The following is a 26,055-nucleotide window of genomic DNA, read 5'->3' as shown; positions in this document are numbered from 1 at the left end:
AATCTTATTCCAATCTCTAAAAATGAATTCAAGGAACAAGATTTCAACAGCGATTGGAACCCCACACCCATTCCCCTATGCGCATACGTTTGGGTTTGTAATAGTTTTTACAAGTGATCTTAAGTTTTTTTTCGCAAACTAATCGAACTATTTCCGTCTCCAAGGCGTATTTACTTTGAATACAGGAACGGAGGATCGTTCATTGATGGATTATTCGATCTCTGAAGAGCAGTCGAGGGCTATATTTGAAGAACATGCCCCTTACGTATACGGAATTGCCCTAATGATTACCAAGTCGGCTATGCTGGCCGATGATATCACTCAGGAGACCTTTTTACGCGCATATCATAAATTTCATTTATATGACCAGAACAAGCCCTTACGCCCATGGCTGTACCGGATCACGATTAATCTGGTACGAAGCACGCTTCGCAAGCAGCGTTGGCTAACCTTCTTTGGTCAAATACCTGTTGAGGCAAACGGTGATTCAGTCGAAGACATTGTCTTGAAAAACGAAAGCGAGCAGGAATTGTGGCAGATGGTCAATCGATTATCTCCCAAACGAAGAGAAGTACTTATTCTGGTTTATTATGTCGGGCTGCCTCTTCATGAGGCTGCCGCCTTACTCGACGTTCGACTGGGTACATGCAAATCACGGCTGCATGCGGCTCTTCAACAGCTTAGACAAAGCGATGCGGAGGATTACCATCTTACATCAATAAAGGAGGCACTTAAATGACATTGCATCACGATGCAGCGGAGAAGCCGGAGCAATCATCCATGGAACCGTCCAAAGCCGTTCAAAGCCGAATTCGTCAGTTGTCTCCCTCCTTTACTTTTGAAGAGCTGTGGATGAAGCATACGGAGGACACGGGAGAAAAGAGAAGCATAGCTCCACGAGCAATAAAGCTGCCCACAAGATGGATATGGGTAAGCAACGCGGTGCTGCTGTGCGCTATATTGCTGGGAGGGCTCGGTTGGTACTCTCCTTCTGTCGGTGCCGCATTGAAGAAGATTTTCTTTATTGACCTGTTTTACCAAAAGACGGGGGGATTGTTCGATAACGGGCTGTATCAGATTGAAAAACAAAATTTGGGGACTCCGGCTAACATCTCGGTAACGGACAAAAATATTCAATTGACTGTGGCCGAGGTGTTCTACGACGGCGTTCAGCTAGTGATCAATTATCAGGTGGACTATCTGAAAAAGAACAAGATAACGGAAGAGGACGCCTCCTTTTACTATGAATATCACTTTGAAGGCGTTCATTCCACCATGATGGGGACTCATGAATTCAGTATTACAGGCGACCATACCTTCGTCGGGACGACGGTGTTCAATATCGAGCCTGTGCCGGATCATACAAAGCTTAATATAAAAATTCCTATGATCGGTACTACATTTGGTAATTGGGATGTTACCGTTCCTATTACAATAGATAAAGCTTTGCCATTGACGAAAATAGTTCAACCTCAACTGGAAGGTACCTCTGGCGGTCATAAGTTTGTAGTTGGTCAGCTCACCTTAACCCCAGTAAGTACACAAATTGTAGTTAAGACAGAAGACTCGGCCGAGCTGGTTTATTGGCTGGAGGATGACCTGGAAACACCGTTTGCCTCTGGAGGAGGGATGGGAGGAGAAGGGGAGCAACGCGTGAATTTCGGCCCCCCTTCGGAGATTAATCCACATCCGACGTATGTTACCCTGCTGGTTGGTGATAGGAGTGGAGCTCAGGCGGATATGTTTACACAATGGGAAGAATATGCGGATGTTTCTGAAGGATTGCCTGTGACTTTAAAAGGAAACGACGGAGGGAATGTCACGATTACCAATATTCAATTGTTAGAGGATTCTACGGTTATTTACTATGAGGCCAGCAATGCTTCGAATCAAATTCCTTTTTTAATGTTTGAAAATTCTTTAGGGGAGCGCTATTCTGCTACGAAGCAAGCTGTACGACTTTCTAAGGATTCGTTCTCGTACAAACAGGAATATCCCAAAATTCCAACTTTAACGGGTATGAAATTGTTGTTGGTTGTAAATGAAATCTCCCAAGAGCTTGAGAAGCCAGTTAAAATCAAAATTCCAATTGATTGGGAGACAAGGCAGTGAGATATACAAGCATTGTGGAAGCTCTTCCACGATGCATTTTTTATTTTGATCTTAGCAAGAGGATGTCGTCTTTTTGCACTTTTACTTGTCATTTATTTGAAATTTAAACGATTTTACAAACGTGCTAAGATAAAGCCAAGTCATTATTTCAAAGGAGAGATTATCTTATGTCTGAGAAGCTAAAAGTAGCAATTATAGGCTGTGGAGGCATTGCCACGGGAAAGCATTTGCCGAGCTTAGCCAAGCTGGAACAGGTGGAGCTTGTCGCTTTTTGTGACATTGTTGTGGAAAAAGCCGAGCAGGCTGCCAAGAAGTATGGTGTCGCCGAAGCAAAGGTTTATGAAGATTATCAGGAGCTGTTGCAGGATAAAAGTATTCAAGTGGTCCATGTATGTACGCCTAACGATTCGCATGCCAACATATCGATCGCTGCACTGGAATCGGGCAAGCATGTTATGTGTGAGAAGCCAATGGCCAAGACGGCAGCGGATGCAAGACGGATGGTTGAGGCTGCTGAACGTACAGGGTATAAGCTGACTATAGGCTATAACAACCGCTTCCGCTCGGATAGTTTATTTTTGAAGCAATTATGCGTTGCCGGAGAGCTTGGAGATATTTATTATGCCAAGGCCCATGCCATTCGTAGACGCGCAGTTCCGACGTGGGGCGTGTTCCTGGATGGCGAAAAACAAGGAGGAGGACCGCTGATCGATATAGGTACGCATGCACTCGATTTAACACTTTGGCTAATGAACAACTATGAACCTAAGGCTGTACTTGGCACGACATTTCATAAGCTTTCGCAAAAAGAAAACGCTGCCAATGCGTGGGGCCCATGGGACCCAAAAAAGTTCACTGTCGAGGATTCCGCCTTCGGCATGATTACGATGAAGAACGGAGCGACGATCGTACTGGAGTCGAGCTGGGCGCTGAACACGTTGGATGTGAAGGAAGCGAAGAGTACACTGTGCGGCACAGAAGGCGGCGCAGATATGGAAGACGGATTGCGTATTAACGGCGAGAAGCACAGCCGCTTGTTTAAGAATCTGATTCAGCTGGATTCAGGCGGCGTCGATTTCTATGACGGGAAAAAAGAAAGCATGCAGGACACCGAAATTCGGTTGTGGATCGATGCGGTGCTGAATGATAAAGAACCGATCGTGACTCCGAAGCAGGCATGCGTAGTATCGGAAATTCTTGAAGCGATTTACAAATCCGCCGAAACAGGCGAAGCGGTTTATTTCGATTAATGTCTTTATAGAGTTCATACGAGAAATGCGATATGATTTTACCATATGGAGGTACATAGGATGATCAGAGTAGCAATGTTAAGCTTCTGGCATGTGCATGCCAATGACTATGCACGTCAAGCGACCGAGCATCCCGGCACGGAAATCGTTGCCGCATGGGATGAGCTTCCCGAAAGGGGGCGCAAGCAGGCGGAAGAGCGCGGTGTGCGATTTTATGAGGATTTGAACGAGCTGCTCGCTCAAAAAGATATCGACGGAGTCGTTATCGACACTCCGACCCATATACACCGAGATGTTATGGTTGCAGCTGCTCAGGCAGGCAAGCATATTTTCACGGAAAAGGTCGTTGCGACCACGCTGAAGGAGTGCAATGAAATATTGGCCGCAGTTCAAGAGGCCGGTGTGAAGCTGACGGTGTCGCTGCCTCGCTTGAATGCAGATTATACTCTTGCGGTTCAGAGCATTTTGCGCGAAGGCTCTTTAGGAGACATTACGCTGGTACGTACCCGCTTGTCCCATAACGGAGCAATTCCGTCTGAACGCGATCCACATGGTTGGCTGCCTGCTCATTTCTTCAATAAGGAGCAGTGTGGTGGCGGAGCGATGATCGATCTGGGCTGCCATCCGATGTACTTGGCCCGGTTGTTCTTGGGTTTGCCAGAGAGTATTTCTGCCAACTACGGCTATGTGACCGGCAAAGACGTAGAGGATAATGCGGTGAGTGTATTGAGATATACGAACGGAGCTTTGGCGATTGTCGAGGCAGGTTTTGTAAACCGGTTCTCTCCGTTTGTCATCGAGGTGCATGGTACGGAAGGCAGCTTGCTGTACTCGACTCATGACAATAAGCTGCTTGTCCGCAGCTCAAAGCTTGGGGAAGAAAAGGAGTGGCGGGTGCAGCAGCTTCCGGACAATCTTCCTTCCGCGTTCGACCAATGGGTAAGCCATATCGAGAATGGCACGAACGCAGACGAAAATATTCAACTCGCTTTAGATTTAACCCGGTTAATGGAAGCGTCCAACCTATCGGCGAGCACAGGAGAGGCCTTTAAGCTCAGCGATTTGGCGCAATAGAAAGTTATATATAAATTCAGTAATGGGAAGGGCTTGTTCAGTTCTTACGGGAGTAAGAAAGAACGGGCTTTTCCCGCCTATGCTATTTTGCGGAGGTGAAAGTGAATTTGGAATGCTCGACAAGAGTAACCTCTAAACCTTATGCTTTCGAGCAGATGCTGGAGCAGCCGACTGCACTGGATCGTCTTGATCTCGAATTTCGTTGGGGAAACTACGGTATCCGCATGCTGAGATTTCATCATACGAGCTTTCCACCGGGACGTACCGTTAGCTTTCACAAGCATTCCGATTATGAATTTCACTATATTCCGCGTGGAAAAGGCAAAGTCATTCTAGGAGAGGTCCCCTTTGCGCTGCAGGAAGGGATGCTGTATTTGACCGGTCCGAACGTGCTGCACTATCAGGAGGCTGACGCGCAGGAAGCCATGGATGAGCTTTGCCTGCATATCGATATCGTGAAGCTGGAAGAAGCAATCGGAGCTGCTGATGGCAGTATGGAAGCGAAGGATTGGGGCGCGAAATGGGAAATTGCCGAGGCGGAGGCTTGCATTCAACAGCTTCAATCGCTTCCTGTAAGGCCAGCGGTCGACCAGTATAGGGCGATGGACTGCTTTCTGACCGCATACCGGGCGTGGCATGAGAATCAACCTGGGCTGTTTACGGTGCTGAAGCAGGCGATCATTCAAATTCTGCTTCGTACGGCGCGTTCCTATGCTTCCGTTCCCCAACCGGACTTGCCTTCCCGAGACATGAAGCATTATCGGTACCAGCTTGCGGTTCAGTTCATCAATGACAATTATATGGAGCCTTTAACCCTGGAGATTGTCGCCGAGCGGGTCCAAATCAGTTCGAGGCAGCTTCAGCGCATTTTCCGCGAGCATACCGGAGCAACGTTCAGCGAATATATTGAGCAGGTGCGGCTGGCCCACATTTGCAGCGAGCTCAGCTTAAGCTCGGAGACGATCGATCAGATCGCTTTTCGCAGTGGCTTTTCAAGCTCCAATTATTTGCATTACGTGTTCAAAAAGAAATTCGGCATGACGCCGATGCAGTATAGACAGCAGCACCATGTTATTTCTCCTGCTCTGTCCTAAAGAAGAACAATGAGCTCCCAAAATGTGTCCGAACTTGAATTTAGAGACCGTAGCCCTATTATTTAGGATCTAAGGTCTTTTTTTGCATGTTAATAAGCTCAGCTAAAACTTCTTGTTTAGGCAAATTAGACCAACTCGCCCCGCTAATCCCAGTCCCATGGTATAATAGATGCAAAATGGCTTTGGGAGAGATGATTTTGAATCAACATGAAGAACAACTGCAATCCGTATTACTAGTCGATGGCATGGCGTTATTGTTCCGTGCTTTTTATGCGACTTCGTATAGCGGCTACATAATGAAGACGAGCACTGGAACGCCGACGAATGCCGTGTTTGGCTTCGTTAAATATTTTTGGGACGCCATACAGACCTTTAAACCGACTCATGTCGTCTGCTGCTGGGATATGGGCGGCAAAACGTTCCGTACGGAGAAGTTTTCCGATTACAAAGCTAATCGTGTGGAGTGTCCTCAAGAATTAATTCCGCAGTTCGATCTTGTCAAAGACGTTGTCACGAGCTTCGGTGTGCCGAACGTCGGTTTAAACGGTTATGAGGCGGACGATTGCATTGGAACTTTAGCCGGTACATACAGCTTGGAGAATGATGTATATATTTTGACGGGTGATCACGACATGCTGCAGCTGCTGCAGGAACGGGTGAAGGTCATAATTATGAAGAAGGGCCAAGGCAATTATGCTGTATACAGCCCGGAGACGTTGATGGAAGAAAAGCAGCTGACACCTCAGCAATTTATTGATCTGAAAGGCTTGATGGGAGATACCGCCGACAATTACCCTGGGGTGAAAGGGATTGGAGAGAAAACAGCTTTAAAGCTGCTGCAGGAGCACGGCTCTGTTGAAGGCATTATTGAGAACTTGACACTCCTTCCTAAAGGAGTTCGGACGAAAATTGAAGCGGAGCTTGAAATGCTGCATTTATCCAGAGATTTGGCGCGGATTCGTACCGATGTTCCTGTAGCATGCGAGCTGGCTGCTGCCAGCTGGGAAGTGGATCGTGAACAGGTCATAGCCAAGTTTGAAGAGCTGGAGTTCAAAGGACTGTCCAAGTTATTAGGTTAATGGTACATAGTAAACTTCAATTTATTTAGCACTTATACAGGCCTCTTAATCCTCCAACTGATTCATATGGAGGAAAGAGGTTTTTTTATTTTGACGTGCCGGATAGGTATCGAATGTAAATGCGCAGTAAATTGCTTTATTTATTCAGGAATGTATTTAAATGTTTTGTTAATTTTAATGAAAAAATATGAAAATGAGCATAAATGAGCTTCGCTATATGCTTGTTTAGAGAAGACGATCAAAGTGAAATTATCATCGAAAATTTAATTTTGCTTATATTTTAAGGATTACTCGTTAATTAAGTCTAAGGGAGTAGTATTTTTCTATTGACAAATAGCTTTTTGACAATGTAATCTAAAGCTACACAAATGAACATATATGAACATTAAAATGCACGTCGGTGTTTGTTTTCTTGGTGTGAAGGGGGTAACGTATTGCTGGCTGCCGAGAGGAAATGGAGAATAGTTGAATATGTGAGGCTGTATCAAGCGGCTTCGGTTGCGGCTTTAGCTCAGGAATTTGGCGTGCATGAGGCGACCATTCGAAGGGATCTGGCGGAGGTCGAGCAGGAGGGTTTATTGAAGCGGACTCATGGTGGAGTCATTGTGGAGAGGCTGACTAACAATGAGCCATCGTTTAATGAGAGAACGAATGTACAGCTCGAGCAGAAGATGCGTATCGGCAAAATGGCTGCAAGTCTTGTTGAAGATGGCGATCATATCATTATCGATTCCGGTACGACAACACTGCATATCGCCAAGAACCTGATCCATCACACCAATATAACCGTCGTTACCAACGATATGAACGTAGCAGCTGAACTAAGGGACGCACCGGGAGTCAAGGTGACCGTTACTGGTGGAGAGCTATACCCGTCGAGCTACATGCTCAACGGCATGTTCACCGACCATGTTCTTCGCTCGCTGCACGTATCGAAAGCATTTCTCGGGACACCTGCGATTCACCCCAAGCATGGCTTAATGCATCCAGAAGCTCAGCTCGTGTTGGCCAAACAAGGAATGATCGCAGCTGCGCAGGAAGTTATTGTTGTAGCGGACGGCACCAAGGTAGGCAAAATCTCGCTGCACACCGTTACACCGAACAGTTCTATTCATACTTTGATTACCGGTAAAGAAGTATCCGACTATGATATTAAACCGTTCCGGGATGCCGGAATCAATGTCATGACAGTGTAACTCCAGGTGAACCTTTCTTGACTGGCTTCGACCGGTCAGAAATTCATAATATACAGGATTCATTCTAACGGAGGTGTTACGGTAAGTGGCAACAGCAGCTGCGAAAGTAAATTCGCGCACATTACGATTGACTCAGCCTTATACCGTTCAAGAGCTGCTCGTCGAACGAGGAGTAAGGGAGGGGTTTGTCGTCGTCGAACCGACGATTGCAAGCATTTGTCATGCTGATCTTCGCTACTTCGGAGGACACAGAAAGCCTGAGGTTTTGGCGAGAAAATTACCCATGGCGTTGCTTCATGAAGGAATAGGTACTGTCGTTGGAAGCCATTCGCAGCAGTTTACGCAAGGGCAGAGAGTGGTTATCGTTCCTTATGTTCCGGGCTATCTTCTTCGCGGTCTACAACCTGAACAATGCTGTCCGGCATGCAGAGGGGAGATTGAAGATAACTATTGCTCCAACGGTCAGTTTCTTGGAAGTGGTACGGATGGGATTGCACAGAGCAGATTAGTGATGCCGGAGCCATGTTTAATTCCTATTCCGGACAACGTCTCGGACGATATTGCTGTATTGACGGAGTTGTGCAGCGTTTCGTACCGGGCGCTCAGGGGCGTCATACCTTTTTTGGATAAGGCGAGGGTTGCCGTATTCGGAGATGGACCGGTGGGCTATTTAACGGCAGCAATGCTGCATCACGCCTTTCAGATCCATCGCGATCGTCTGACTGTATTTGGAGCCATACAAGAGAAGCTGGACGAATTTTCATTTGCTGAAACGAGAATGGTGCAGAGCTATGATTTTGCTGCCGGTGACAAGGTAGATATTGTAGTGGAGTGCACGGGAGGTCGTTTTAGCGAAAGTGCTATTAATCAAGGGATCAGCATTCTGAAGCCGGGAGGTCATCTCATTGCGATGGGTGTTAGTGAGGACCTTGTTCCAATCAATACTCGTGACATTTTGGAAAAAGGCATTACAATCCATGGGAGCAGCAGAAGCTCCGACAAAGATTTCCGGGAAGTGCTCCATGTGATGGAGCAGGAGGCTTGCCAAGCAACGTTAAGACGGTTAGTGCCGGATCAATTCACCGTAGTGAGCAAAGCAGACGACCTAGCTGGCGCAATGGAATCTGCTCTGGCTCACAGGGACTGGAAAAAAACATATCTCGACTTTCACTGGTGACACAGTGGAAGTCGTGTAAAAATTGTACTACAGATGCGTTATGAAGTAAACCGAGCACCTTGCTAAACAGGCAGTATGCTGTGTTTTGAAAGCGCAATCATTAAGGTTTCGTAAATGCTGTGAAAATCCATCAAGGGAGGGATGAGGTTGGCAACGATGGGAGGTAGGGTTCATCATTTCGATGCTTCAAGCAGAAGGAGGTCGACGGCATGAATAGCAAAAAACTATGGGAGTCCGCAGTCCGTCCTTATGTCATGGTTGCACCTGCGATGATAGGTATCATCTTGTTTGTCCTTTACCCGGTATTGTACTTGGTCAAGTTGAGTTTCTATAAGTACAACCTGCTCAACAAGGACAAAAGCAAGTTCGTGGGACTCGACAACTTTATTGAGATTTTCTCTCGCGAGGATTTCTATCGTGCTCTGTGGACTACCGTTATTTATACGGTGGGAGTCGTTGCGCTAACTATGTCCTTGTCCTTGCTTATTGCCGTATGCCTGAAGAGAAAGTCACGTATGAACGAAATTGTGCAGGCCGGTATTTTTACCCCCCACATCATTTCTATTGTATCGGTGGCTCTTGTATGGATGTGGCTTATGGAGCCGAGTCACGGCGTGCTTAATTTTATTTTAAAATCAGTCGGGCTGCCGTCCATGCCTTGGCTGCAGAGCTCCAGCACCTCGTTATTTTCTGTCATCATTGTCTCCGTGTGGCAAAATATTGGTTACTACACACTGATCATTGTCGCCGCCCTTCATGGGGTCAATCCTCAAATTTATGAGGCGGCAGAACTGGATCATGCCAGCAAGGCTCGTGTATTTTTTAAAATTACGCTACCGCTTATATCGCCGCAGCTGTTTTTTATACTAGTCATCATGACGATCGGCTCTTTTAAGGTGTTTGACACTGTAAAAATTATGACCGGAGGCGGCCCGAACGGTTCGACGACGACACTTGTTTATTACATATATGAGTTCCGGTCTAACAGTATAGGGTACGCGTCGGCGACGGGGGTAGTATTGATGGCGATCATTGCCGTTCTGACCTTCATCTACTTTAAAGTACTGTCCAAGAAGGTGCATTATCAATAAAAGCTTTCCATGTTCAAGAGACAAGGAGGTTTGAAAAAGTGCTTGCACACGAAAAAACGGTAGAAGCAGCGCAAGCGTATAGTATTCGTTCGACGATAACCGTCAAATCTGTGAGACGGTCTCTAAGCTTCTTACTGAAGCTGATCGTGCTTATGATGTTCATCTTCCCATTTTTATGGATGATATCAACTGCCCTGCAGACGCTTGAGGAGACACTGACGTTCCCTCCGACCTGGGTGCCGTCCGTTCCTCAGTGGATCAATTTTGTAAAGGCGATGAGTGCGGGGCCGTTCGCAACCTATGCAAAGAACTCGGTTATTATTACGCTATCCATCATCGTTTTGCAATCGGCGGTCATGATTCCGGCGGCTTACGCTTTTGCCAAGTATAAATTCAAAGGGAATGCACTTATGTTCGGAATGGTTCTGCTGGCATTTATGATTCCGGGTCAAGTTACGTTCATTCCTGTCTATTTGATGCTGGCCGACGCTGGACTCATTAAGTCGCTGCTTCCTCAAATCATCCCGTTCATGTCGAACGCCTTCGGCATCTTCTTGCTCCGGCAATATTTTATGCAGATTCCTCATGAGCTTATTGAAGCGGCACGATTGGATAACGCCAGCGAGCTCAGAATTATGGGTTCTATTATGATTCCGATGTCGATGCCGGCTCTCGCCACGATTGCTCTGTTTAGCTTCGTCAGCCATTGGAACGATTATTTCTGGCCTCTGGTTATGACGGATTCAGCCTCTGTTCGTCCTCTTACTATGGGGATAGCCATGCTAAGAGAAACGGAAGGCATTAGCAATTGGCATATTATTATGGCCGGCAACGTGGTTTTGGTCGTACCCATCCTTATCGTGTATTCATTTGCTTCCAAGCAAATTGTCAAAGCTTTCGTCCACTCTGGCATCAAATAAAATCATTAGAAGAAGGGGATATATTCCGATGAAAAAGAGGTTTTCAACAATCGTAATGGCAATGGCAATGACTACCGGTCTGCTTACCGGATGTTCGGGAAACCAAGCGGAGCAAGCTTCCACGAATCCTTCCACAACGACTCCGCAAGGTAAAGTTACCGTTCAGTTCTGGCATTCTCTTGGTGGGAAGAACGGTGATTACATCAACGAGTTGATCAAACGATTTAACGATACCCATGACAAGATCGAAGTGGTAGGTACGTTTCAAGGCTCCTATGACGAGACGGTAACGAAGCTTCAGCAGGCTGTTGCTGCCAAAACAGGACCGGACGTTACGATGCTCGAGCGCGCTTATGTTCAAATGTTTGCGGATGCGGACGTATTGGAGGACATGACGCCTTACATGAAGAAATCGCAATTATCTGTCGATGATTTCCCGCAAGGACTTATGGGCCATTCCACTTTTAATAAAAAGCTCGTGTCATTGCCGTTCAATCGTTCTACTCCGATTCTGCATGTTAACAAGACGATGCTGGATGAGAAGGGGCTTGCCATCCCCAAAACTTGGGACGATCTGAAGAAGGTGGCGAATGCGCTGGTCATTAAAGAAAATGGGGAATACAAGCGTTACGGGGTCAGTATGCCTTATGACACGTGGTACCCAATAGCGATGATCTCTCAGGCCAAAGGTAAATTTTATAACGATGCAGGCACTTCGATCGACTTTACCAATGGGGAAGGGGTCAAAACGTTCAAGTTTCTAAAAGAGCTGCAAAGCTCAGGAGCACTGTACTATCCTCCAGCCCAAGATTCCGGGAATATTGTCAATCAAATGTTCACAAGCGGGAAAATCGGCATGATGTATCAGTCTACAGGAGTGATAGGCAGCTTGAAGGACAATGTCAAATTCGACTATGTGACGGCTTATATGCCAATGGATCAAGTGTATGCCACTCCGACCGGCGGGGCAAACCTTGCGTTGATGTCCGCTTCCGCTAATAAAAATGCCGCTTGGGAATTTATGAATTGGGCGATGGCGGACCCTAAGGGTGGCCTGCAGTTTATTCTGGATTCCGGATACTTGCCGTTCACGAAAAAAATGGTAGAGTCGCCGCAAATGAAAGCATTGTGGGAGAAGGAGCCTAACCGCAAGGTAGCTTATGATCAACTGCAGTACGCAGTGGATACGAATAAGCATGTTGCTTGGCCTCAAGATATGCAGGAGTTTTTTAAAGCGATTCAAGCCATTATGTATGACAACAAAGATATCGAGAGTACACTCGACACGTTCAAGAAGGAAACCGAACGCATACTCAAGAAATAAAGCATACCAAGAGGAAAGGGAGGGAATGAAGCATGATATCTCGCCTTCAAAATAATCAATCGATCATTATCGCAGGTCATAGAGGCTGGAAGTCGGATTATCCGGAAAATACGCTGCTTTCTTTTCAAAGGGCAATTGAGCTGGGAGTTGATATGCTGGAGTTTGATCTGCGATTCTCCAAAGACAAGGTCGTGATGGTCATTCATGACGCTACTGTGGATCGAACGACTAACGGTTCCGGGAAAGTGAGCGATTTTACATCGGCGGAGCTGAAGCAATTGGATGCTGGAGGTTGGTTCGGTAAGACGTATGAAGGGCTTAAAATTCCTACTTTTGATGAATTATGTGAGTTGATGAGATCCTATCCGGACGTTCTCCTCAATGTAGAGATCAAGCCAAGTCCAGATGCGAAGGAAGTGGTCGATGCGGCCATTGCCATTCTTCGGCGGTATGAATATCTCCCGAGATGCGTGTTTACTTGCTTCGACGCCGAGGTGCTTGGTTACATTCACGATAAATATGAGCTGAAGACACAGGGCTTTCCCGGGGAGCTTATGTCCAACTATGTACCAGGAGCTGAGGGTACCTTGTCCAAAATATGGGCGGTTGGCATCAGCATGAAGCTGCTTACTCCGCAGCGGGTCCAGGAATATGAGCAACAGGGGATTCTCCCTTGGTGCTATTGTCCTGATACGGAGCAGCAGGTGCTGTACGCGATCGGCACAGGCTCCTTGCTAATGACTGTGAACAACCCACAGCCGGCATTGAAAATCCGCCAGCAACTGGGGCGTTAGGATAGCCAAAGCTTACGCTAATGAGGTATACTAGAATTCGTTAGCAAACGTTACCAATAACTGAATTAGCGTCTAAAATGCAGAGGAGGCACTAACGGATGAGCAATATCGGAGTATGGGAAAATGCGGAGCCGGGCGTTAAACGTAAAATTTTCGCGCCAGGTCAGACAATTATGATGATGGAAGTCCACTTTGAGCAAGATGCGGAGGGGTATCAGCACAGCCACCCTCATGAACAGCTGTCCTACTGCCTCAAAGGAAAGCTGGAGTTCACCATTGATGGTGAGGTTCACGTGATTTCTCAAGGAGAGACAATCTTTATTCCTAGCGGTGCCAAGCATGGCTGCAAGGCACTTGAGCCAAGCGCATTGCTCGATTCGTTCACCCCTGTACGCGAGGATCTGGTGAAGCGTTAATCCGTAATTTTGCTAGTTTACTAGAAATATAAAACTCAAAAAGACCGTCTGTACCTGCCATCAAGCAGCTGCAAACGGTCTTTTTATTTGGCCCAACTAAATGTCGGTGAAATTAATGACTCCAACGACTTGAGACAGGAAGTTGGTCAGCTCTACAGCTTCCTCTTCCGTAATTTTGTATACATGCTCCAGGTAGCCTTCTTCCTCCAAATCGTCGGGTCCAATGACCGCAGTTCGTCCGGATTGCAAGTCGGTTACGAGCTTTTTACCGAAGAAACGGTTCGTATTTGTAATGGCCAAATCAAAGCGGCGCATCGATTCCCCAACGAAGCAAACAAAGCGTGTCGTTGTATCCTCGCTAGAATCGTATAAGTAATCCAAATCTGACATGTAAGCGTCACCCCGTTCTCGCATTTCAATCGAATTGTATTCTGTATTATACATGAAGAATCGTTTGCGGGCAAAAGGCAAACATAATATTTCGCATAAGAACATTTTACATTTTCATTTCTGTGCAAACATGATAGAATTTATAGAATGATAGAACGACGAAAGTCAGTTTACTAGCCAAAACTTACCTAGGAGGTCTCACCAGATATGTCCAAACCGAAAATGAGAAGCGACATGATTAAAAAAGGCTTCGACCGTGCTCCACACCGCAGCTTGCTGCGTGCAGCCGGTGTTAAAGAAGAAGATTTCGACAAGCCGTTCATCGCGGTTTGTAACTCTTATATCGATATCGTTCCAGGTCACGTTCACCTGCAGGAATTCGGTAAAATCGTTAAAGAAGCTATCCGTGAGGCGGGCGGCGTTCCTTTCGAATTTAACACTATTGGCGTAGATGACGGTATTGCCATGGGACACATCGGTATGCGTTACTCGCTGCCAAGCCGTGAGATTATCGCTGATTCACTTGAAACGGTAGTTTCCGCTCACTGGTTTGACGGAATGGTATGTATCCCTAACTGTGACAAAATTACACCAGGGATGATGATGGGCGCATTGCGCGTGAACATTCCTACGATGTTCGTCAGCGGCGGACCGATGAAAGCCGGCAGAACAAGCGATGGCCGTGCGATCTCCTTGACCTCCGTATTTGAAGGCGTTGGTGCTTTCCAAGTTGGTAAGATCGATGAGAAAAGCTTGCTTGAGCTTGAGCAATATGGATGTCCGACATGCGGTTCATGTTCCGGTATGTTCACAGCTAACTCTATGAACTGCTTGGCAGAAGGCCTTGGTCTTGCGCTTCCTGGTAACGGAACGATTCTTGCGATCGCCCCAGAGCGTAAAGAATTCGTTAAACGTTCCGCTAAACAATTGATGGAACTCATTAAACAAGATATTAAACCTCGTGATATCGTGACTATCGAAGCTATCGACAATGCTTTTGCATTGGATATGGCTATGGGTGGTTCCACGAATACAGTTCTTCATACTTTGGCTTTGGCTCATGAAGCTGGATTTGAATATCCAATTGAGCGGATCAATGAAATCGCTAACCGTGTACCTCACTTGGCGAAAATTGCTCCGGCTTCCGATTATCATATCGAAGACGTGCACAACGCAGGCGGCGTGAGCGCGATCATCAACGAGCTTTTGAAAAAGCCGGGCGCTCTGAACGGCGACTGTATCACGGTAACAGGCAAAACGCTTCGTGAAAACGTAGCGGGCTGCGAAATTGCAGATAAAGACGTTATCCATCCATTGGATAACCCGCACTCCGAACGCGGTGGCTTGGCTGTATTGTTCGGTAATCTGGCTCCTAAAGGTTCCATCATTAAAGTGGGCGCAGTTGATAAATCGGTCGGCGGCTATCACAAAGGTCCTGCTATCTGCTTTGATTCCCAAGAGGATGCTCTTCATGGTATCGCTAACGGTCATGTAAAAGAAGGACATGTTGTCGTTATCCGTTATGAAGGCCCTAAGGGCGGTCCAGGTATGCCAGAAATGTTGGCTCCTACTTCCCAAATCGTGGGTATGGGTCTTGGCGCGAAGGTTGGTCTTATTACAGACGGCCGTTTCTCCGGCGCATCCCGCGGTATCAGTATCGGCCACATTTCTCCGGAAGCGGCTGAAGGCGGACCTATCGCTTTCGTTGAAGATGGAGATATCATCGAGTTGGATTTGGAGAATCGTACCATCCAACTGCAAATTTCGGATGAAGAATTCGAAAAACGCAGAGCGAACTGGAAAGGCTTTGAGCCGAAAGTAACTACAGGCTACTTGGCTCGTTATTCCAAGCTCGTTACGAATGCAAGCACAGGCGGAGTTATGAAGGTTTAATTCATAGCGCGGCTTAATTAAATGAAGGCAGAGAGGAATTTTTCGTCCTCCTGCCTTTTTTTGTTGCAGTTATTCCTCCGGTGCTCCATGCTCTTCGTCGCCGTCAATGTAAGAATGAGTTGGGTGAGAGCCAGGGTAGTCTCTGGATATGCCGGCATGAAGCTCACGGTTCTCATAAGTAAATCGATTCTGTGGACGTTGGTCGATTCGCCAAGGAGAGCTTTTCTCGGCAGTAGCTTCGTGCAGATTTGCCCCGTAAGGACCCTCTGGGAACTCCTCCGCAATAAGATCGTTTCTTTGCGATTCAACGGTTTTGAGATCCGTATATTTATGCCGGTCCTCCTTGAGGAAGCCGTCTTTTTGATCATCGGTATCACCCATAAAGTAACCTCTTTTCTTTGGTTATCTGCTAAGTTTGCTTATATTAGAATACCCTCTATGCGTTAGCCGCTATGCGTTATTGCTTTGAATGCCATTTTGTGATAAAATGGGAATAATTTCAAATCGTTGAGGAAGCACCTCTCTTACCATGTATCATGTGTAGGAGGGGTGCTTTTTTGCGTTTGAATATGAATAAAGGAGTGGTTCATATGAAGCTGCTATTTTTGAACAGTATGGAGAAACAAGTAGGCGAGGGGCGTGCTCGGAACGCTCAGGTTTCGGTGGGGGAAAGTAAGGGGCGCTGGTTTGCCGGTTGGCAGGAAACGAAGGAGGATGGGAAGCTCGTTCAAGAAACCTGGTACGAAGGGACAAGCTGGGATGAGCTGCAATCGTTAATTCGCAAGCAGCTCATTATGAAGCAGCAAGACGGGTTTAGGCCGATGCTTAGTTCAGGATTGTTTGCTGAAGTCGTTCCTCTTAGCAGCAAGTCCGAATATGCGCACCTGCTTCATTATTACAGTGAAGAGCATTCCAATGAGAAGCTCTACGAGGAGCTGAGGCAATGGCGGCTTAAGCAGGCGAGTAAGGAAGGCAAATCCCCTTTCCTGATTGCAACCAATCGTCTTCTCCGAATGATATGTGCTTATTTGCCGCAAACACCGGAAGAGCTGATTCAGCTTCCTGGCTTGGGTCCTAATAAAGCAGCGCTGTATGGCTCAGAATTCATTCAATTTACGCAAAATTACACTCGGACAACTTCTTTTCCGCTCGATTGGGTGGAAGCCCAGGTCAATCTCGTTGAATTTGATGAATGGAAGCAGCGGGAAAAAGAACGGCGGAACCAAGCAGAGCAGAATAAGAGAGAGCTTAAACAAAAGCTTTTGGAAGCGATATCTCGAGGAGATAGCTTGGAAACGATTCAAGATGAAACGAAACTGCAACGTAGAGATTTGGCGATTTGGATAGAGGAGCTGGAGCGAGAGGGGTATGACTTGGATTCTTACATTGAAGCCGTGCTTCAAGGCGTTCCTGAAGAAGAATTACATTTGGCGTGGGACGCATTCGAGCTTCATGGAGACCGTTATTTGAAGCCTGTACTGCAAACGCTCTACAAACAGGATGAGCTCGATAGCAAGCAAATCGATACCATTTATGAATGGCTTAGGGTGCTTAGGATTAAGTTCAGACGTATTCAAAATGGAAAAACAGCCGCCGCGGCGGTCTAAGTGTAGCTCATTTTCAAAACATATAGCGTTTTATCACCTTGTGATTGAGCAGATGCCACTAACAGGGAAGTCGTTCGCCAATAATCAAAGGACATAACGGTTCTTCCCTGCTTCATGGCTTGTATCTATAGCTCAAAGGTTCAGCAATCCATTCTATTGCGATTCGGATCATTTAACGACCAGCACAGGAATTTTGGCATGCTGCACGATTTCATAGCTCACGCTGCCCAGCAAGAGCTCCTTGAACGTTCCGAGTCCGCGGCTCCCGACAATGATGAGATCGAATAAATGTGTATCGGCATATTCGAGAATCAATTGAGCCGGGGCACCGCCTTCCAACAGTGTGGTTGTAGCAAGACCCATATACGATACTCGTTGTCTTGCTTCATCAAGCACAGCTTCAGCAGCATCATGCAGCTCATCTTGTATCGCGGCAGAGCTGGTAATGAAGGCATCGCCGACAACGATGTTATTTAATTGGGCTACATGGACGATTTCCAGTATCGAATCCGGCAGCAGTATTTTCATTTCCATCGCTTGCTCCAAGGCATGCTTTGCCGTTTCTGAGCCGTCATAGGCTAATAAAATTTTGCCGAACATAAATACTCACCTCAACTTTCGTATAATGCTTTCTATTACACGAGAGCTGCCCTAGGTGAAACAGGAACCAAAAAATCTTGCCTCAGCAGCTATGGCAGCCAAGGCAAGATTTTAATATTACAGCCAATTTTTTTTGCGGAACAGAATGAACATCGAGATGCCAATAATGAACATAAAGATCACTGCAGCAACACCACCATATTCCCAATGAATGCCGGGGATATGCTCAAAGTTCATACCGTAAATACCGGTAATAAAGGTCAGAGGCATGAAAATCGTCGTTAACGCCGTAAAAATGCGCATAATTTCGTTGGCGCGATTCGACAGACTGGATTGGTAAGCCTCACGTAAGTTGCCCATCAAATCCCGGAAAGTATCGAACGTTTCCGATATTTTTACGGCATTTTCATAGATGTCTCCGAAATATTTCTTGAGTGGATCGCTGATTAGGCGAAGCTCTTTTTTGTTTAGGGTATTGATTACTTCTTTTTGCGGTACGAGTACTTTCTTGAGCCATAAGATTTCACTTCGAAGACCGATGATCTCATTGAGATGCGATTTTTTCGTATTCATGAGGATATCTTCTTCCAGCTTTTCAATCTTAGCTTCAATACGGTCCCCAACATTCGTATAGTTATCGACAACCAGGTCGATCAAATGATATAAGAAACGGTCGGGCGCGGTGACTTCCTCTTCCCACAGCACCGGCTTCAAAATACGCAGCTCGTTGATTTTTTGTCTTGTCACCGTAATGATGTAATGTTTGCCTAGAAATATATTCAAGGCTCTGAGAAAAATTTCTTCATCATCGAACCGGATGCTATTGACCACAATAAAGTAATGGGTGTCGTACAGCTCGATCTTCGGACGCTGCTCTTCTTCGGTTAAACAATCTTCCACCGCTAATTCATGAAGATGAAATAAGGGCTGTAATATAGTTAAATCATCGACGTCGGCGTCAATCCAATAAAAGCCTTGCTCCGGTGCTTCTATCGTTTGGGTAATATCCTCAATTAAAGTAAAAATGCCGTCCTGAACCAAACGTGCTTTCATTTGCTCCACCCCTTCACATGGCTTACTATAGGCTCACCTCTTACATAGGGAACCGTAAAGTCAGCCTTTACTTAGGCTCGTGTGGAATACAAACGGAATAACGTCGTTGATTCGTGCGGACGGCACCTTCACCATTGTTTTTATTATGGTCAAAGATAAGCTTGTTCGTTAGGTAAATGAATAAGCAAAGGATCAGTCGGCGCATTGAAATCAACGGCGTGAGCCGTCGGCATTCCAAACGAAATATTCGGTTGTTGTTGAACGCAGATACTACTCCTCGGGTCTCCGTCCATTTGTTTGGTGCACCCCTTTGCTAGTGTTGTCGAATTACTTGTCTAGTATAACTGTTCATTTGTTATGCATCAAGGTGAAATCGATCGTTTTTTGTTGTTTTTACTCTATTTTAAAGTATGCGGTTTAGGGGAGTTGGTGCTGGATAGAGGGAGGGTTTTCCAATTATGAATATCATTATAGCGTCTTGACGATAAAGTCGTTTTCGTATACAGTAAGACTATAACAACTTCATAAACTAAGTTTCAAACTCTTATCAAGAGCAGGTGGAGGGACTAGCCCGATGATACCCGGCAACCGACAGACCTTTCGGCATTCACGCTAATCAGCGCGAATGGGAGGAATGCACGGTGCTAAATCTTGCGGAAGCGTATGGCTTCTGAGAGATGAGAGAGGACATTGTTATATTGACAAGGCCTTTCTCGTTGCGCGCGAAAAAGGCCTTTTTTAGTGCCTTTTTGCAGGAGTTTGTTTCTTAAATTGAACACCTACAAAAAAGGAGTGACTGACAATGCCTATTAAAATTCCTGATCATTTGCCAGCAAGAGAAATATTATTGAACGAAAACATATTCATCATGGATGAAACGGTGGCTTTCCACCAAGATATTCGTCCGTTGCGAATTGCTATATTGAATTTAATGCCGACTAAGGAAACGACAGAGACTCAAATCCTGCGTTTGATCGGCAATACGCCCCTTCAAGTCGAATTCGTACTGCTTTATCCGAAAACACACACTTCCAAGAACACTTCTGCTGAGCATTTGGAGCAGTTTTACAAAACCTTTGACGATGTGCGTAATGAAAGATTCGATGGTCTTATCATTACGGGGGCGCCGGTAGAGCAGCTTGATTTTGAAGATGTGAACTATTGGGAAGAGCTGACACAAATTATGGAGTGGAGCCGCGAGCATGTTACATCAACCCTGCATATATGCTGGGCTGCTCAAGCTGGCTTGTACCACCACTTTGGAGTTCCTAAATATCCATTGGAGCAAAAAATGTTCGGTGTGTTCACCCATATCGTCAGTACCCACAATGTGAAGCTGCTTCGCGGCTTTGATGAAATGTTCTTTGTTCCGCAATCCCGCCACACCGAAGTACGTAAAGAAGATATTGAACATCATCCTGAGTTGGAAATTTTGTCCGAGTCTCCGGAAGCTGGAGTTTACATCGTCGGAACGAAAGATGGAAAACAAATTTTTGTTACCGGGCATTCGGAATACGATGCGTGTACACTGAAATATGAGTACGACCGTGACGTGAATAAAGGAATGGAAGTAGCCGTACCGAAAAATTATTACCCGAATGATGATCCGTCTAAGCCGCCGCTAGTATCATGGAGAGCGCATGCGAACCTGTTGTTTTCCAACTGGTTGAACTATTATGTTTACCAAGAGACGCCGTTTGATCTGCACAAGGAGGAGTACAGTATATGAGCGAACAGAACAACCCGTTAAAAATTGAGAGCCGATTGGCGCAAATCGGTTCCCAGGAGGAGCCGGTAACCGGAGCGGTTAGCTTCCCGATCTACCAATCGACGGCTTTCCGTCATCCGAAGCTTGGTCAAAGCACTGGCTTTGATTATGCCCGCACGAAAAGCCCTACACGCAAGGTGTTAGAGGATGCTATTGCAGGTCTCGAATCCGGTGATGCCGGATTTGCTTGCAGCTCCGGTATGGCTGCGCTGCAAACGATTTTTGCCTTATTCAGTCAAGGCGATCATTTGATTGTATCACTAGATCTATACGGTGGGACTTACCGTTTGCTCGAGAAGATCATGTCACGTTTCGGCGTAACCGCAACATATGTGGATACGAATGATTTGGACGCTCTGGAGTCCAACTACCGCTCTAACACGAAAGCTGTTTTGATCGAGACGCCGACGAATCCGCTGATGATGATTACAGACCTGGAGCTTGTTTGCGGCTGGGCTAAGAAAAAAGGCATCTTGTCCATCGTGGACAACACGCTGCTGACTCCGTTCTTCCAGCGTCCGATCGAGCTTGGAGCCGATATCGTCATCCATAGCGCGACCAAATATTTGGGAGGACATAATGATGTCCTTGCTGGCTTGATCGTCACTAAAGGCAAAGAGCTGTCAGAGCAAATGGCATTTTTGCACAACTCCATTGGAGCCGTTCTGAATCCGCAGGACAGTTGGCTGCTAATGCGTGGTATGAAAACATTGGCGATCCGTATGGAACGCCATCAATATAACGCAACGAAAGTTGCCGAGTTTTTGCTGAATCACCCGCAAGTGGAATCTGTGTATTATCCTGCACTAGAAAGCCATCCGGGCTATGAGATTCAGAACAAGCAATCGTCCGGTAACACAGGCATTTTCTCTTTCAAAATGAAGGATGCCCGCTATATCGAGCCGATTTTGCGCCACATTCAGCTTATTGCTTTTGCTGAAAGCTTGGGTGGAGTTGAGTCTTTGATGACTTACCCTGCAGTTCAGACGCATGCGGATATTCCAGAAGAGATTCGCCGTCAAGTGGGGGTAGACGACCGTTTGCTTCGCTATTCGGTAGGCATCGAGCATGTAGATGATCTGATCGCCGATCTTTCGAGAGCCATTGATCTGGCACAGGCGGAAATAGAGGGGGCTTAAAGCCGGAATGACTGGGAATAACAACAAGAGCCCGCACGCGAATCGACAATTTGCAACGAAGCTAATTCATTTTGGAGCAGAGATCGATCCGAGAACGGGCGCATCTAGTGTACCCATCTGTCAAGCTTCCACCTTTCATCAATTTTCTCTGGATGAGCCTCAGGAGTATCATTATTCCCGTTGGGGTAATCCGACTCGTCAAGCACTAGAGGATTACATCGCGCTGCTGGAAGGCGGTACCCGCGGATTTGCTTTTGCATCCGGAATGGCTGCTATTTCGGCTGCCTTCATGCTGCTATCTGCCGGGGATCATGTCATTTGTACGGAGGACGTCTACGGCGGAACCTATCGGCTTCTGGAGTCCGTCATGACTCGTATGAACATAGAAACTTCATTTGTCGATGTAACCGATCTTGATCAGGTGAAGGCGGCATGTAAGCCGAATACGAAGGTTGTCTATTTGGAAACCCCTTCGAATCCGACGCTAAAGATTACCAATATTGCTGAAGTTACAGCATGGGCTAAGGAGCAGGGGTTACTGACGATTTTAGACAATACATTCATGACTCCATATCACCAGCGTCCGCTCGAATTCGGAGTCGATATCGTCTTGCACAGCGCGACCAAATTTTTGGGAGGACACAGTGATGTAACGGCTGGCTTGGCTGTTGTAGCTGACGATCTTATTGGAGACCGGCTCATGCAGATTCAGAACATTCTTGGAACGATTCTCGGAGTATACGACTCCTGGCTGTTGATGCGTGGGATGAAGACATTGAAGGCCCGAATGGAAGCCCATGAGATTAGTGCGCGACGCTTATCTGATTGGCTGTCGTCGCATCCATACGTAGAGAAGGTGTACTACCCTGGACTGCCCAATCATCCGGGTCGTGAGATTCATGAGAAGCAATCCAAGGGCTACGGCGCTGTTGTTTCATTCGATGTAGGGTCTGGGGAACGCGCCAGGCAAGTGCTTGGTCAAGTGCAAATTCCGCTAGTAGCGGTCAGCTTGGGAGCCGTAGAGAGTATCTTGTCGTACCCTGCTATGATGTCACACGCGGCGATGCCGCGGGAAGTCCGGCTTGAAAGAGGGATCACCGATGGACTCGTTCGTTACTCCGTTGGCTTGGAGAGCATAGATGATATTATTGAAGACTTGGATCATGCTCTTCGCGCTTAAACAATTTATGAAGCCGGTTGAATGCCTATTGTGTATTCAACCGGTTTTTGTGTTTTCAAGGCTTTCTCCGAGGTTTGACAGCATATTTCGACACGGTAGTTCTTAAGCATTATTTTGAGTCAAAAAGCCTCGTTTATAGGACATTATGTCTATTCATTGTTAGGGTCTCATGTTATGATGGTTTCAAAAAGGTGCTTGCAGGTAGAGGGGGAAGAAAATGCCGTCGCTTTTTATCAATAAGTGGAAACAACGTTTCAAGATGCTCTGCTATTTACCCTTCTCCAACCGTTCCCTGAAGTATTTTCCTCCCGAGTTTATATTTCGCGATCCAATAGCCTCCATGGTGAAGCAGCAGCGCCTCCAAGGCAAGGGCTGCAATTTGATCTTATTTCATATGGAGGATTTTCATCACCTGTTCTCCATTCATTCTTATTCGAGCATTCAAAAGCTTCAACAGCAAATCAACGATATGGTACTGGACTTACTGCCGCGCTATTTCAACCATCAGGACATTATAGGAATTAAGCGATTCGGACAAGAAGATATGGGTCTGTTTGTGAAACAGCAGACAAGCCTATCTTACGATGTGCTTCAGCAAAAAGCGCAGCAGATGGGCGCGGAGCTGCAAACTCGTTTACGTACCGGCTTTGTCAGGCAAGAAGGTCTTCTAACTTGCCTAACGGGCTGTTATATGATGGGGCCAGAAATTGAGAGTATCGATGCAGCGATTCAATATGCATATCGTTATGCTTTATCCATAGCTACGAAGAAGCTGCCTGTCCATTTCTCTAAATCAAGACAACAGCTTATCGATATTATTGATTCGGAAAATATTTCTGTGCTAGCTCAACCGATAATGAATTTGACGAGCGGAGATATTTTCGGTTGGGAGATATTAACCCGTGGCCCGCAGAATACTCCGTTTCACAGCCCTGCCGAGCTGTTTGATTTTGCTCATCAAGCGGATGTGCTGTCTAAAATGGAGTTTTTGGTCATGAAAAAAGCGTTTGAGGAAATGTCTAAACGAAACATTAAGGAACAAGTGTTCATAAATATTACGCCGGTTACACTATCTCATCCGTTACTGCTGGAGCAACTGCTAATGCTCCTTAAAAAGCATCCCTCGGTGGCTCCCTCACAGATCGTACTCGAAATTACGGAGCGCCATGCGATTCAGGATTTTAATTTCGTAGGAGCTTTGATGGCCAAATACCGTTCACTTGGGTTCCGATTTGCTGTAGATGATGCGGGAGCCGGCTATTCCAGCCTTCAATCGATCACGGAGCTTATTCCCGACATCATTAAAATTGACAAATCCGTCATTCAAAATATTGATCAAATGACCGTGAAGCAGTCTTTGCTTCGCTCGCTCATGCATTTTGCCGAAAACATTAACTGTCAGGTTATTGCAGAGGGCGTGGAGCGTGAAGAGGAAGCGGAGATGCTGTACGATTTGAAGGTACAGATGGGACAAGGTTTTTACTTCGCACGGCCTGAGCCATTGGTTGCGGATCAGGATCGGGTGCAGCGGTTTGACCTGTTAAAAGCAAAAATTCAGCGGAGCCGCCAAGCGAATATGCTGCTCGCATAATGCCAAAAGTGTGTCAGGAGATTGACGGAACGGGGCTCAGCCTCGATCTGCCAGTCTCTTTTTTAATGACTAGACTCTTGGTTTGTGGTACGATTATTGTAAAGTTTTTTCGTATGCAAAATAATTTTTGGCATTAGCTAGCAAAAAGGAGTGAGCAAAGGATGAGTACTATTGACCGCATCCTCGATAGTGCGCTGGCCGGAAACCGAATCAGTCTTGAAGACTGTATTCAATTATATGAATCGGATCAGATTGAAAAGATGGGCCATGTCGCAAACCAAATCATGCTGAGGCATCATCCGGACCCGATCACAACCTTTGTCATCGGCCGCAATATTAATTATACGAACATTTGTGATGTATACTGCCGTTTCTGCGCATTTTACCGTGCGCCGGGTTCAAATGAAGGGTATGTGCTTCCAGATGAGACTATTTTCCAGAAAATTCAAGAAACTCTTGATGTTAACGGAACGGAAATTCTCATGCAGGGTGGAACGAACCCGAACCTTCCTTTCACCTATTATACGAATCTCCTGCGCGAGATTAAGAAGCGCTTTGACATTACTATGCATTCCTTCTCTCCAGCCGAAATATTGAAGATGAAGGATGTATCCGGTGGATTAACGCTTGAAGAGGTTATGCGGGAGCTGAATATGGCCGGCTTGGACTCGCTTCCTGGAGGAGGCGGTGAAATTCTGGATGACCGTACAAGACGCAAGATCAGCCGCTTGAAAGGCTCTTGGCGCGATTGGATGGACGTCATGCAAATGGCTCATAAGATCGGCATGTCCACAACGGCCACGATGGTTATCGGCTTCGGAGAGTCGATGGAAGAGCGTGCTCTTCATCTGCTTCGTGTTCGCGACGCTCAAGACGAATGTATCGCAAACAAGTATAATTCGCCAGGCTTCTTGGCGTTTATTTCCTGGACGTTCCAACCAGACAACACGAATCTGAAGGCCGACAAGCTCGGTCCTGACGATTACTTGAAGAACGTGGCGATCAGCCGTATTATGCTCGACAATATCCCGAACTTCCAATCCTCTTGGGTTACGATGGGGCCAGAGGTCGGTAAAAAGTCGCTCCATTTTGGCTGCAATGACTTTGGCAGCACAATGATTGAGGAGAACGTCGTTTCCGCGGCAGGCACTACGCACAAGGTCAACATCGGCTCGACGCTGCAAATCATCCGCGAAGCGGGCAAAATCCCGGCACAGCGCAATACGCGTTACGAAATTTTGCGCATTTTTGATAACGAGGAAGATAAGGTTGACAACGACTTTGTAATGCAAAACTAATTCATAACG

At 46.4% G+C, this 26,055-nt stretch carries 24 protein-coding genes and 1 riboswitch; of the genes, 20 read left to right on the top strand and 4 right to left on the bottom strand.

Features of this window, described 5'->3' with window-relative positions; all coding sequences use genetic code 11:
* Window positions 1-175 precede the first annotated feature (175 nt).
* The 13 genes from QMA13_RS28795 (at window position 176) to QMA13_RS28735 (ending at window position 13,527) form a co-directional block, all read left to right on the top strand.
* Window positions 176-739: an RNA polymerase sigma factor gene (locus QMA13_RS28795; protein WP_282937101.1), complete on the top strand. Its 564-nt coding sequence runs from the start codon at window positions 176-178 to the stop codon at window positions 737-739.
* Window positions 736-2,112 (top strand): DUF4179 domain-containing protein, encoded by a 1,377-nt coding sequence (locus tag QMA13_RS28790; protein ID WP_282937100.1) that lies wholly within the window; start codon window positions 736-738, stop codon window positions 2,110-2,112. Before QMA13_RS28795 ends, QMA13_RS28790 begins: the two co-directional genes overlap by 4 nt.
* Window positions 2,113-2,279: 167 nt before the next feature.
* Window positions 2,280-3,362, top strand: coding sequence for a Gfo/Idh/MocA family protein (locus QMA13_RS28785; RefSeq protein WP_282937099.1), 1,083 nt, complete (start codon window positions 2,280-2,282; stop codon window positions 3,360-3,362).
* A gap of 60 nt (window positions 3,363-3,422) precedes the next feature.
* Window positions 3,423-4,436: a Gfo/Idh/MocA family protein gene (locus tag QMA13_RS28780; protein ID WP_282937098.1), complete on the top strand. Its 1,014-nt coding sequence runs from the start codon at window positions 3,423-3,425 to the stop codon at window positions 4,434-4,436.
* Window positions 4,437-4,591: 155 nt separating this feature from the next.
* Window positions 4,592-5,530 carry an AraC family transcriptional regulator gene (locus tag QMA13_RS28775; protein WP_282943617.1) on the top strand — a complete coding sequence of 313 codons (939 nt, stop codon included), beginning with the start codon at window positions 4,592-4,594 and terminating at the stop codon, window positions 5,528-5,530.
* 191 nt (window positions 5,531-5,721) lie between these two features.
* On the top strand, window positions 5,722-6,609 hold the full coding sequence (locus QMA13_RS28770) for a 5'-3' exonuclease (protein ID WP_282937097.1): 888 nt from the start codon (window positions 5,722-5,724) through the stop codon (window positions 6,607-6,609).
* Window positions 6,610-7,043: 434 nt separating this feature from the next.
* Window positions 7,044-7,805 carry a DeoR/GlpR family DNA-binding transcription regulator gene (locus QMA13_RS28765; protein ID WP_282937096.1) on the top strand — a complete coding sequence of 254 codons (762 nt, stop codon included), beginning with the start codon at window positions 7,044-7,046 and terminating at the stop codon, window positions 7,803-7,805.
* A gap of 85 nt (window positions 7,806-7,890) precedes the next feature.
* Window positions 7,891-8,982 (top strand): alcohol dehydrogenase catalytic domain-containing protein, encoded by a 1,092-nt coding sequence (locus QMA13_RS28760; RefSeq protein ID WP_282937095.1) that lies wholly within the window; start codon window positions 7,891-7,893, stop codon window positions 8,980-8,982.
* A gap of 209 nt (window positions 8,983-9,191) precedes the next feature.
* Entirely contained in the window at window positions 9,192-10,073 is an 882-nt protein-coding gene (locus QMA13_RS28755; RefSeq protein ID WP_282937094.1) for a carbohydrate ABC transporter permease, read from the top strand.
* Between the two features lie 152 nt (window positions 10,074-10,225).
* Window positions 10,226-10,993, top strand: coding sequence for a carbohydrate ABC transporter permease (locus tag QMA13_RS28750; RefSeq protein ID WP_282943616.1), 768 nt, complete (start codon window positions 10,226-10,228; stop codon window positions 10,991-10,993).
* A gap of 28 nt (window positions 10,994-11,021) precedes the next feature.
* Window positions 11,022-12,317, top strand: coding sequence for an ABC transporter substrate-binding protein (locus tag QMA13_RS28745; protein ID WP_282937093.1), 1,296 nt, complete (start codon window positions 11,022-11,024; stop codon window positions 12,315-12,317).
* Window positions 12,318-12,349: 32 nt separating this feature from the next.
* The gene (locus QMA13_RS28740; protein ID WP_282937092.1) at window positions 12,350-13,111 is read left to right on the top strand and encodes a glycerophosphodiester phosphodiesterase family protein; all 762 of its coding nucleotides are present in this window, start codon (window positions 12,350-12,352) and stop codon (window positions 13,109-13,111) included.
* A gap of 98 nt (window positions 13,112-13,209) precedes the next feature.
* Window positions 13,210-13,527, top strand: a complete 318-nt coding sequence (locus QMA13_RS28735; RefSeq protein WP_282937091.1) for a cupin domain-containing protein — start codon at window positions 13,210-13,212, stop codon at window positions 13,525-13,527.
* Window positions 13,528-13,623: 96 nt separating this feature from the next.
* Here the strand turns inward: QMA13_RS28735 and QMA13_RS28730 are convergent, their stop codons facing one another.
* Window positions 13,624-13,917: a DUF3055 domain-containing protein gene (locus QMA13_RS28730; RefSeq protein ID WP_028551132.1), complete on the bottom strand. Its 294-nt coding sequence runs from the start codon at window positions 13,915-13,917 to the stop codon at window positions 13,624-13,626.
* 207 nt (window positions 13,918-14,124) lie between these two features.
* Between QMA13_RS28730 and ilvD the strand changes: the two genes are divergently transcribed.
* A complete protein-coding gene (gene ilvD, locus QMA13_RS28725) occupies window positions 14,125-15,810 on the top strand; it encodes a dihydroxy-acid dehydratase (protein WP_282937090.1) in 1,686 nt (561 codons plus the stop codon).
* Window positions 15,811-15,879: 69 nt separating this feature from the next.
* On the opposite strand, the gene QMA13_RS28720 is transcribed toward ilvD, so the two are convergent.
* Window positions 15,880-16,191 carry a hypothetical protein gene (locus QMA13_RS28720; protein ID WP_282937089.1) on the bottom strand — a complete coding sequence of 104 codons (312 nt, stop codon included), beginning with the start codon at window positions 16,189-16,191 and terminating at the stop codon, window positions 15,880-15,882.
* Window positions 16,192-16,367: 176 nt separating this feature from the next.
* Here QMA13_RS28720 and QMA13_RS28715 point away from each other — a divergent pair, with 176 nt between their 5' ends.
* On the top strand, window positions 16,368-17,417 hold the full coding sequence (locus QMA13_RS28715; protein WP_282937088.1) for an HRDC domain-containing protein: 1,050 nt from the start codon (window positions 16,368-16,370) through the stop codon (window positions 17,415-17,417).
* Between the two features lie 168 nt (window positions 17,418-17,585).
* On the opposite strand, the gene QMA13_RS28710 is transcribed toward QMA13_RS28715, so the two are convergent.
* Complete coding sequence (locus QMA13_RS28710) at window positions 17,586-18,017, bottom strand: universal stress protein (protein WP_282937087.1); 432 nt, start codon at window positions 18,015-18,017, stop codon at window positions 17,586-17,588.
* Between the two features lie 117 nt (window positions 18,018-18,134).
* Entirely contained in the window at window positions 18,135-19,070 is a 936-nt protein-coding gene (gene corA, locus QMA13_RS28705; protein WP_282937086.1) for a magnesium/cobalt transporter CorA, read from the bottom strand.
* 541 nt (window positions 19,071-19,611) lie between these two features.
* Window positions 19,612-19,754, top strand: a riboswitch (SAM riboswitch).
* Between the two features lie 118 nt (window positions 19,755-19,872).
* Here corA and metA point away from each other — a divergent pair.
* The 5 genes from metA to mqnC all read left to right on the top strand — a co-directional run bounded on the left by metA (window position 19,873) and on the right by mqnC (window position 26,046).
* Window positions 19,873-20,799, top strand: a complete 927-nt coding sequence (metA, locus tag QMA13_RS28700; protein ID WP_282937085.1) for a homoserine O-acetyltransferase MetA — start codon at window positions 19,873-19,875, stop codon at window positions 20,797-20,799.
* Window positions 20,796-21,977, top strand: coding sequence for an aminotransferase class I/II-fold pyridoxal phosphate-dependent enzyme (locus QMA13_RS28695; protein WP_282937084.1), 1,182 nt, complete (start codon window positions 20,796-20,798; stop codon window positions 21,975-21,977). Before metA ends, QMA13_RS28695 begins: the two co-directional genes overlap by 4 nt.
* A 7-nt stretch (window positions 21,978-21,984) precedes the next feature.
* Window positions 21,985-23,157 carry a trans-sulfuration enzyme family protein gene (locus QMA13_RS28690; protein ID WP_282937083.1) on the top strand — a complete coding sequence of 391 codons (1,173 nt, stop codon included), beginning with the start codon at window positions 21,985-21,987 and terminating at the stop codon, window positions 23,155-23,157.
* Between the two features lie 217 nt (window positions 23,158-23,374).
* Window positions 23,375-24,748 carry an EAL domain-containing protein gene (locus QMA13_RS28685; protein ID WP_282937082.1) on the top strand — a complete coding sequence of 458 codons (1,374 nt, stop codon included), beginning with the start codon at window positions 23,375-23,377 and terminating at the stop codon, window positions 24,746-24,748.
* A 161-nt stretch (window positions 24,749-24,909) separates the two neighbouring features.
* The gene (gene mqnC, locus QMA13_RS28680) at window positions 24,910-26,046 is read left to right on the top strand and encodes a cyclic dehypoxanthinyl futalosine synthase (RefSeq protein WP_282937081.1); all 1,137 of its coding nucleotides are present in this window, start codon (window positions 24,910-24,912) and stop codon (window positions 26,044-26,046) included.
* Window positions 26,047-26,055: the final 9 nt, after the last annotated feature.

The organism is Paenibacillus sp. RC67, from assembly GCF_030020805.1.
Lineage (GTDB): Bacteria > Bacillota > Bacilli > Paenibacillales > NBRC-103111 > Paenibacillus_S.
Note: the sequence above shows the minus strand (reverse complement) of the source record. Positions and strands in the feature narration are given on the sequence as shown.

What these genes read in the sequence shown, in the direction of transcription:
- QMA13_RS28790 (WP_282937100.1), top strand. Translation starts at nt 736, where the DNA reads ATGACATTGCATCACGATGCAGCGGAGAAGCCGGAGCAATCATCCATG.
- QMA13_RS28785 (WP_282937099.1), top strand. Translation starts at nt 2,280, where the DNA reads ATGTCTGAGAAGCTAAAAGTAGCAATTATAGGCTGTGGAGGCATTGCC.
- QMA13_RS28780 (WP_282937098.1), top strand. Translation starts at nt 3,423, where the DNA reads ATGATCAGAGTAGCAATGTTAAGCTTCTGGCATGTGCATGCCAATGAC.
- QMA13_RS28775 (WP_282943617.1), top strand. Translation starts at nt 4,592, where the DNA reads ATGCTGGAGCAGCCGACTGCACTGGATCGTCTTGATCTCGAATTTCGT.
- QMA13_RS28770 (WP_282937097.1), top strand. Translation starts at nt 5,722, where the DNA reads ATGATTTTGAATCAACATGAAGAACAACTGCAATCCGTATTACTAGTC.
- QMA13_RS28755 (WP_282937094.1), top strand. Translation starts at nt 9,192, where the DNA reads ATGAATAGCAAAAAACTATGGGAGTCCGCAGTCCGTCCTTATGTCATG.
- QMA13_RS28750 (WP_282943616.1), top strand. Translation starts at nt 10,226, where the DNA reads ATGATGTTCATCTTCCCATTTTTATGGATGATATCAACTGCCCTGCAG.
- QMA13_RS28745 (WP_282937093.1), top strand. Translation starts at nt 11,022, where the DNA reads ATGAAAAAGAGGTTTTCAACAATCGTAATGGCAATGGCAATGACTACC.
- QMA13_RS28740 (WP_282937092.1), top strand. Translation starts at nt 12,350, where the DNA reads ATGATATCTCGCCTTCAAAATAATCAATCGATCATTATCGCAGGTCAT.
- QMA13_RS28735 (WP_282937091.1), top strand. Translation starts at nt 13,210, where the DNA reads ATGAGCAATATCGGAGTATGGGAAAATGCGGAGCCGGGCGTTAAACGT.
- QMA13_RS28730 (WP_028551132.1), bottom strand. Translation starts at nt 13,917, where the DNA reads ATGTCAGATTTGGATTACTTATACGATTCTAGCGAGGATACAACGACA.
- ilvD (WP_282937090.1), top strand. Translation starts at nt 14,125, where the DNA reads ATGTCCAAACCGAAAATGAGAAGCGACATGATTAAAAAAGGCTTCGAC.
- QMA13_RS28720 (WP_282937089.1), bottom strand. Translation starts at nt 16,191, where the DNA reads ATGGGTGATACCGATGATCAAAAAGACGGCTTCCTCAAGGAGGACCGG.
- QMA13_RS28710 (WP_282937087.1), bottom strand. Translation starts at nt 18,017, where the DNA reads ATGTTCGGCAAAATTTTATTAGCCTATGACGGCTCAGAAACGGCAAAG.
- corA (WP_282937086.1), bottom strand. Translation starts at nt 19,070, where the DNA reads ATGAAAGCACGTTTGGTTCAGGACGGCATTTTTACTTTAATTGAGGAT.
- metA (WP_282937085.1), top strand. Translation starts at nt 19,873, where the DNA reads ATGCCTATTAAAATTCCTGATCATTTGCCAGCAAGAGAAATATTATTG.
- QMA13_RS28695 (WP_282937084.1), top strand. Translation starts at nt 20,796, where the DNA reads ATGAGCGAACAGAACAACCCGTTAAAAATTGAGAGCCGATTGGCGCAA.
- QMA13_RS28690 (WP_282937083.1), top strand. Translation starts at nt 21,985, where the DNA reads ATGACTGGGAATAACAACAAGAGCCCGCACGCGAATCGACAATTTGCA.
- QMA13_RS28685 (WP_282937082.1), top strand. Translation starts at nt 23,375, where the DNA reads ATGCCGTCGCTTTTTATCAATAAGTGGAAACAACGTTTCAAGATGCTC.
- mqnC (WP_282937081.1), top strand. Translation starts at nt 24,910, where the DNA reads ATGAGTACTATTGACCGCATCCTCGATAGTGCGCTGGCCGGAAACCGA.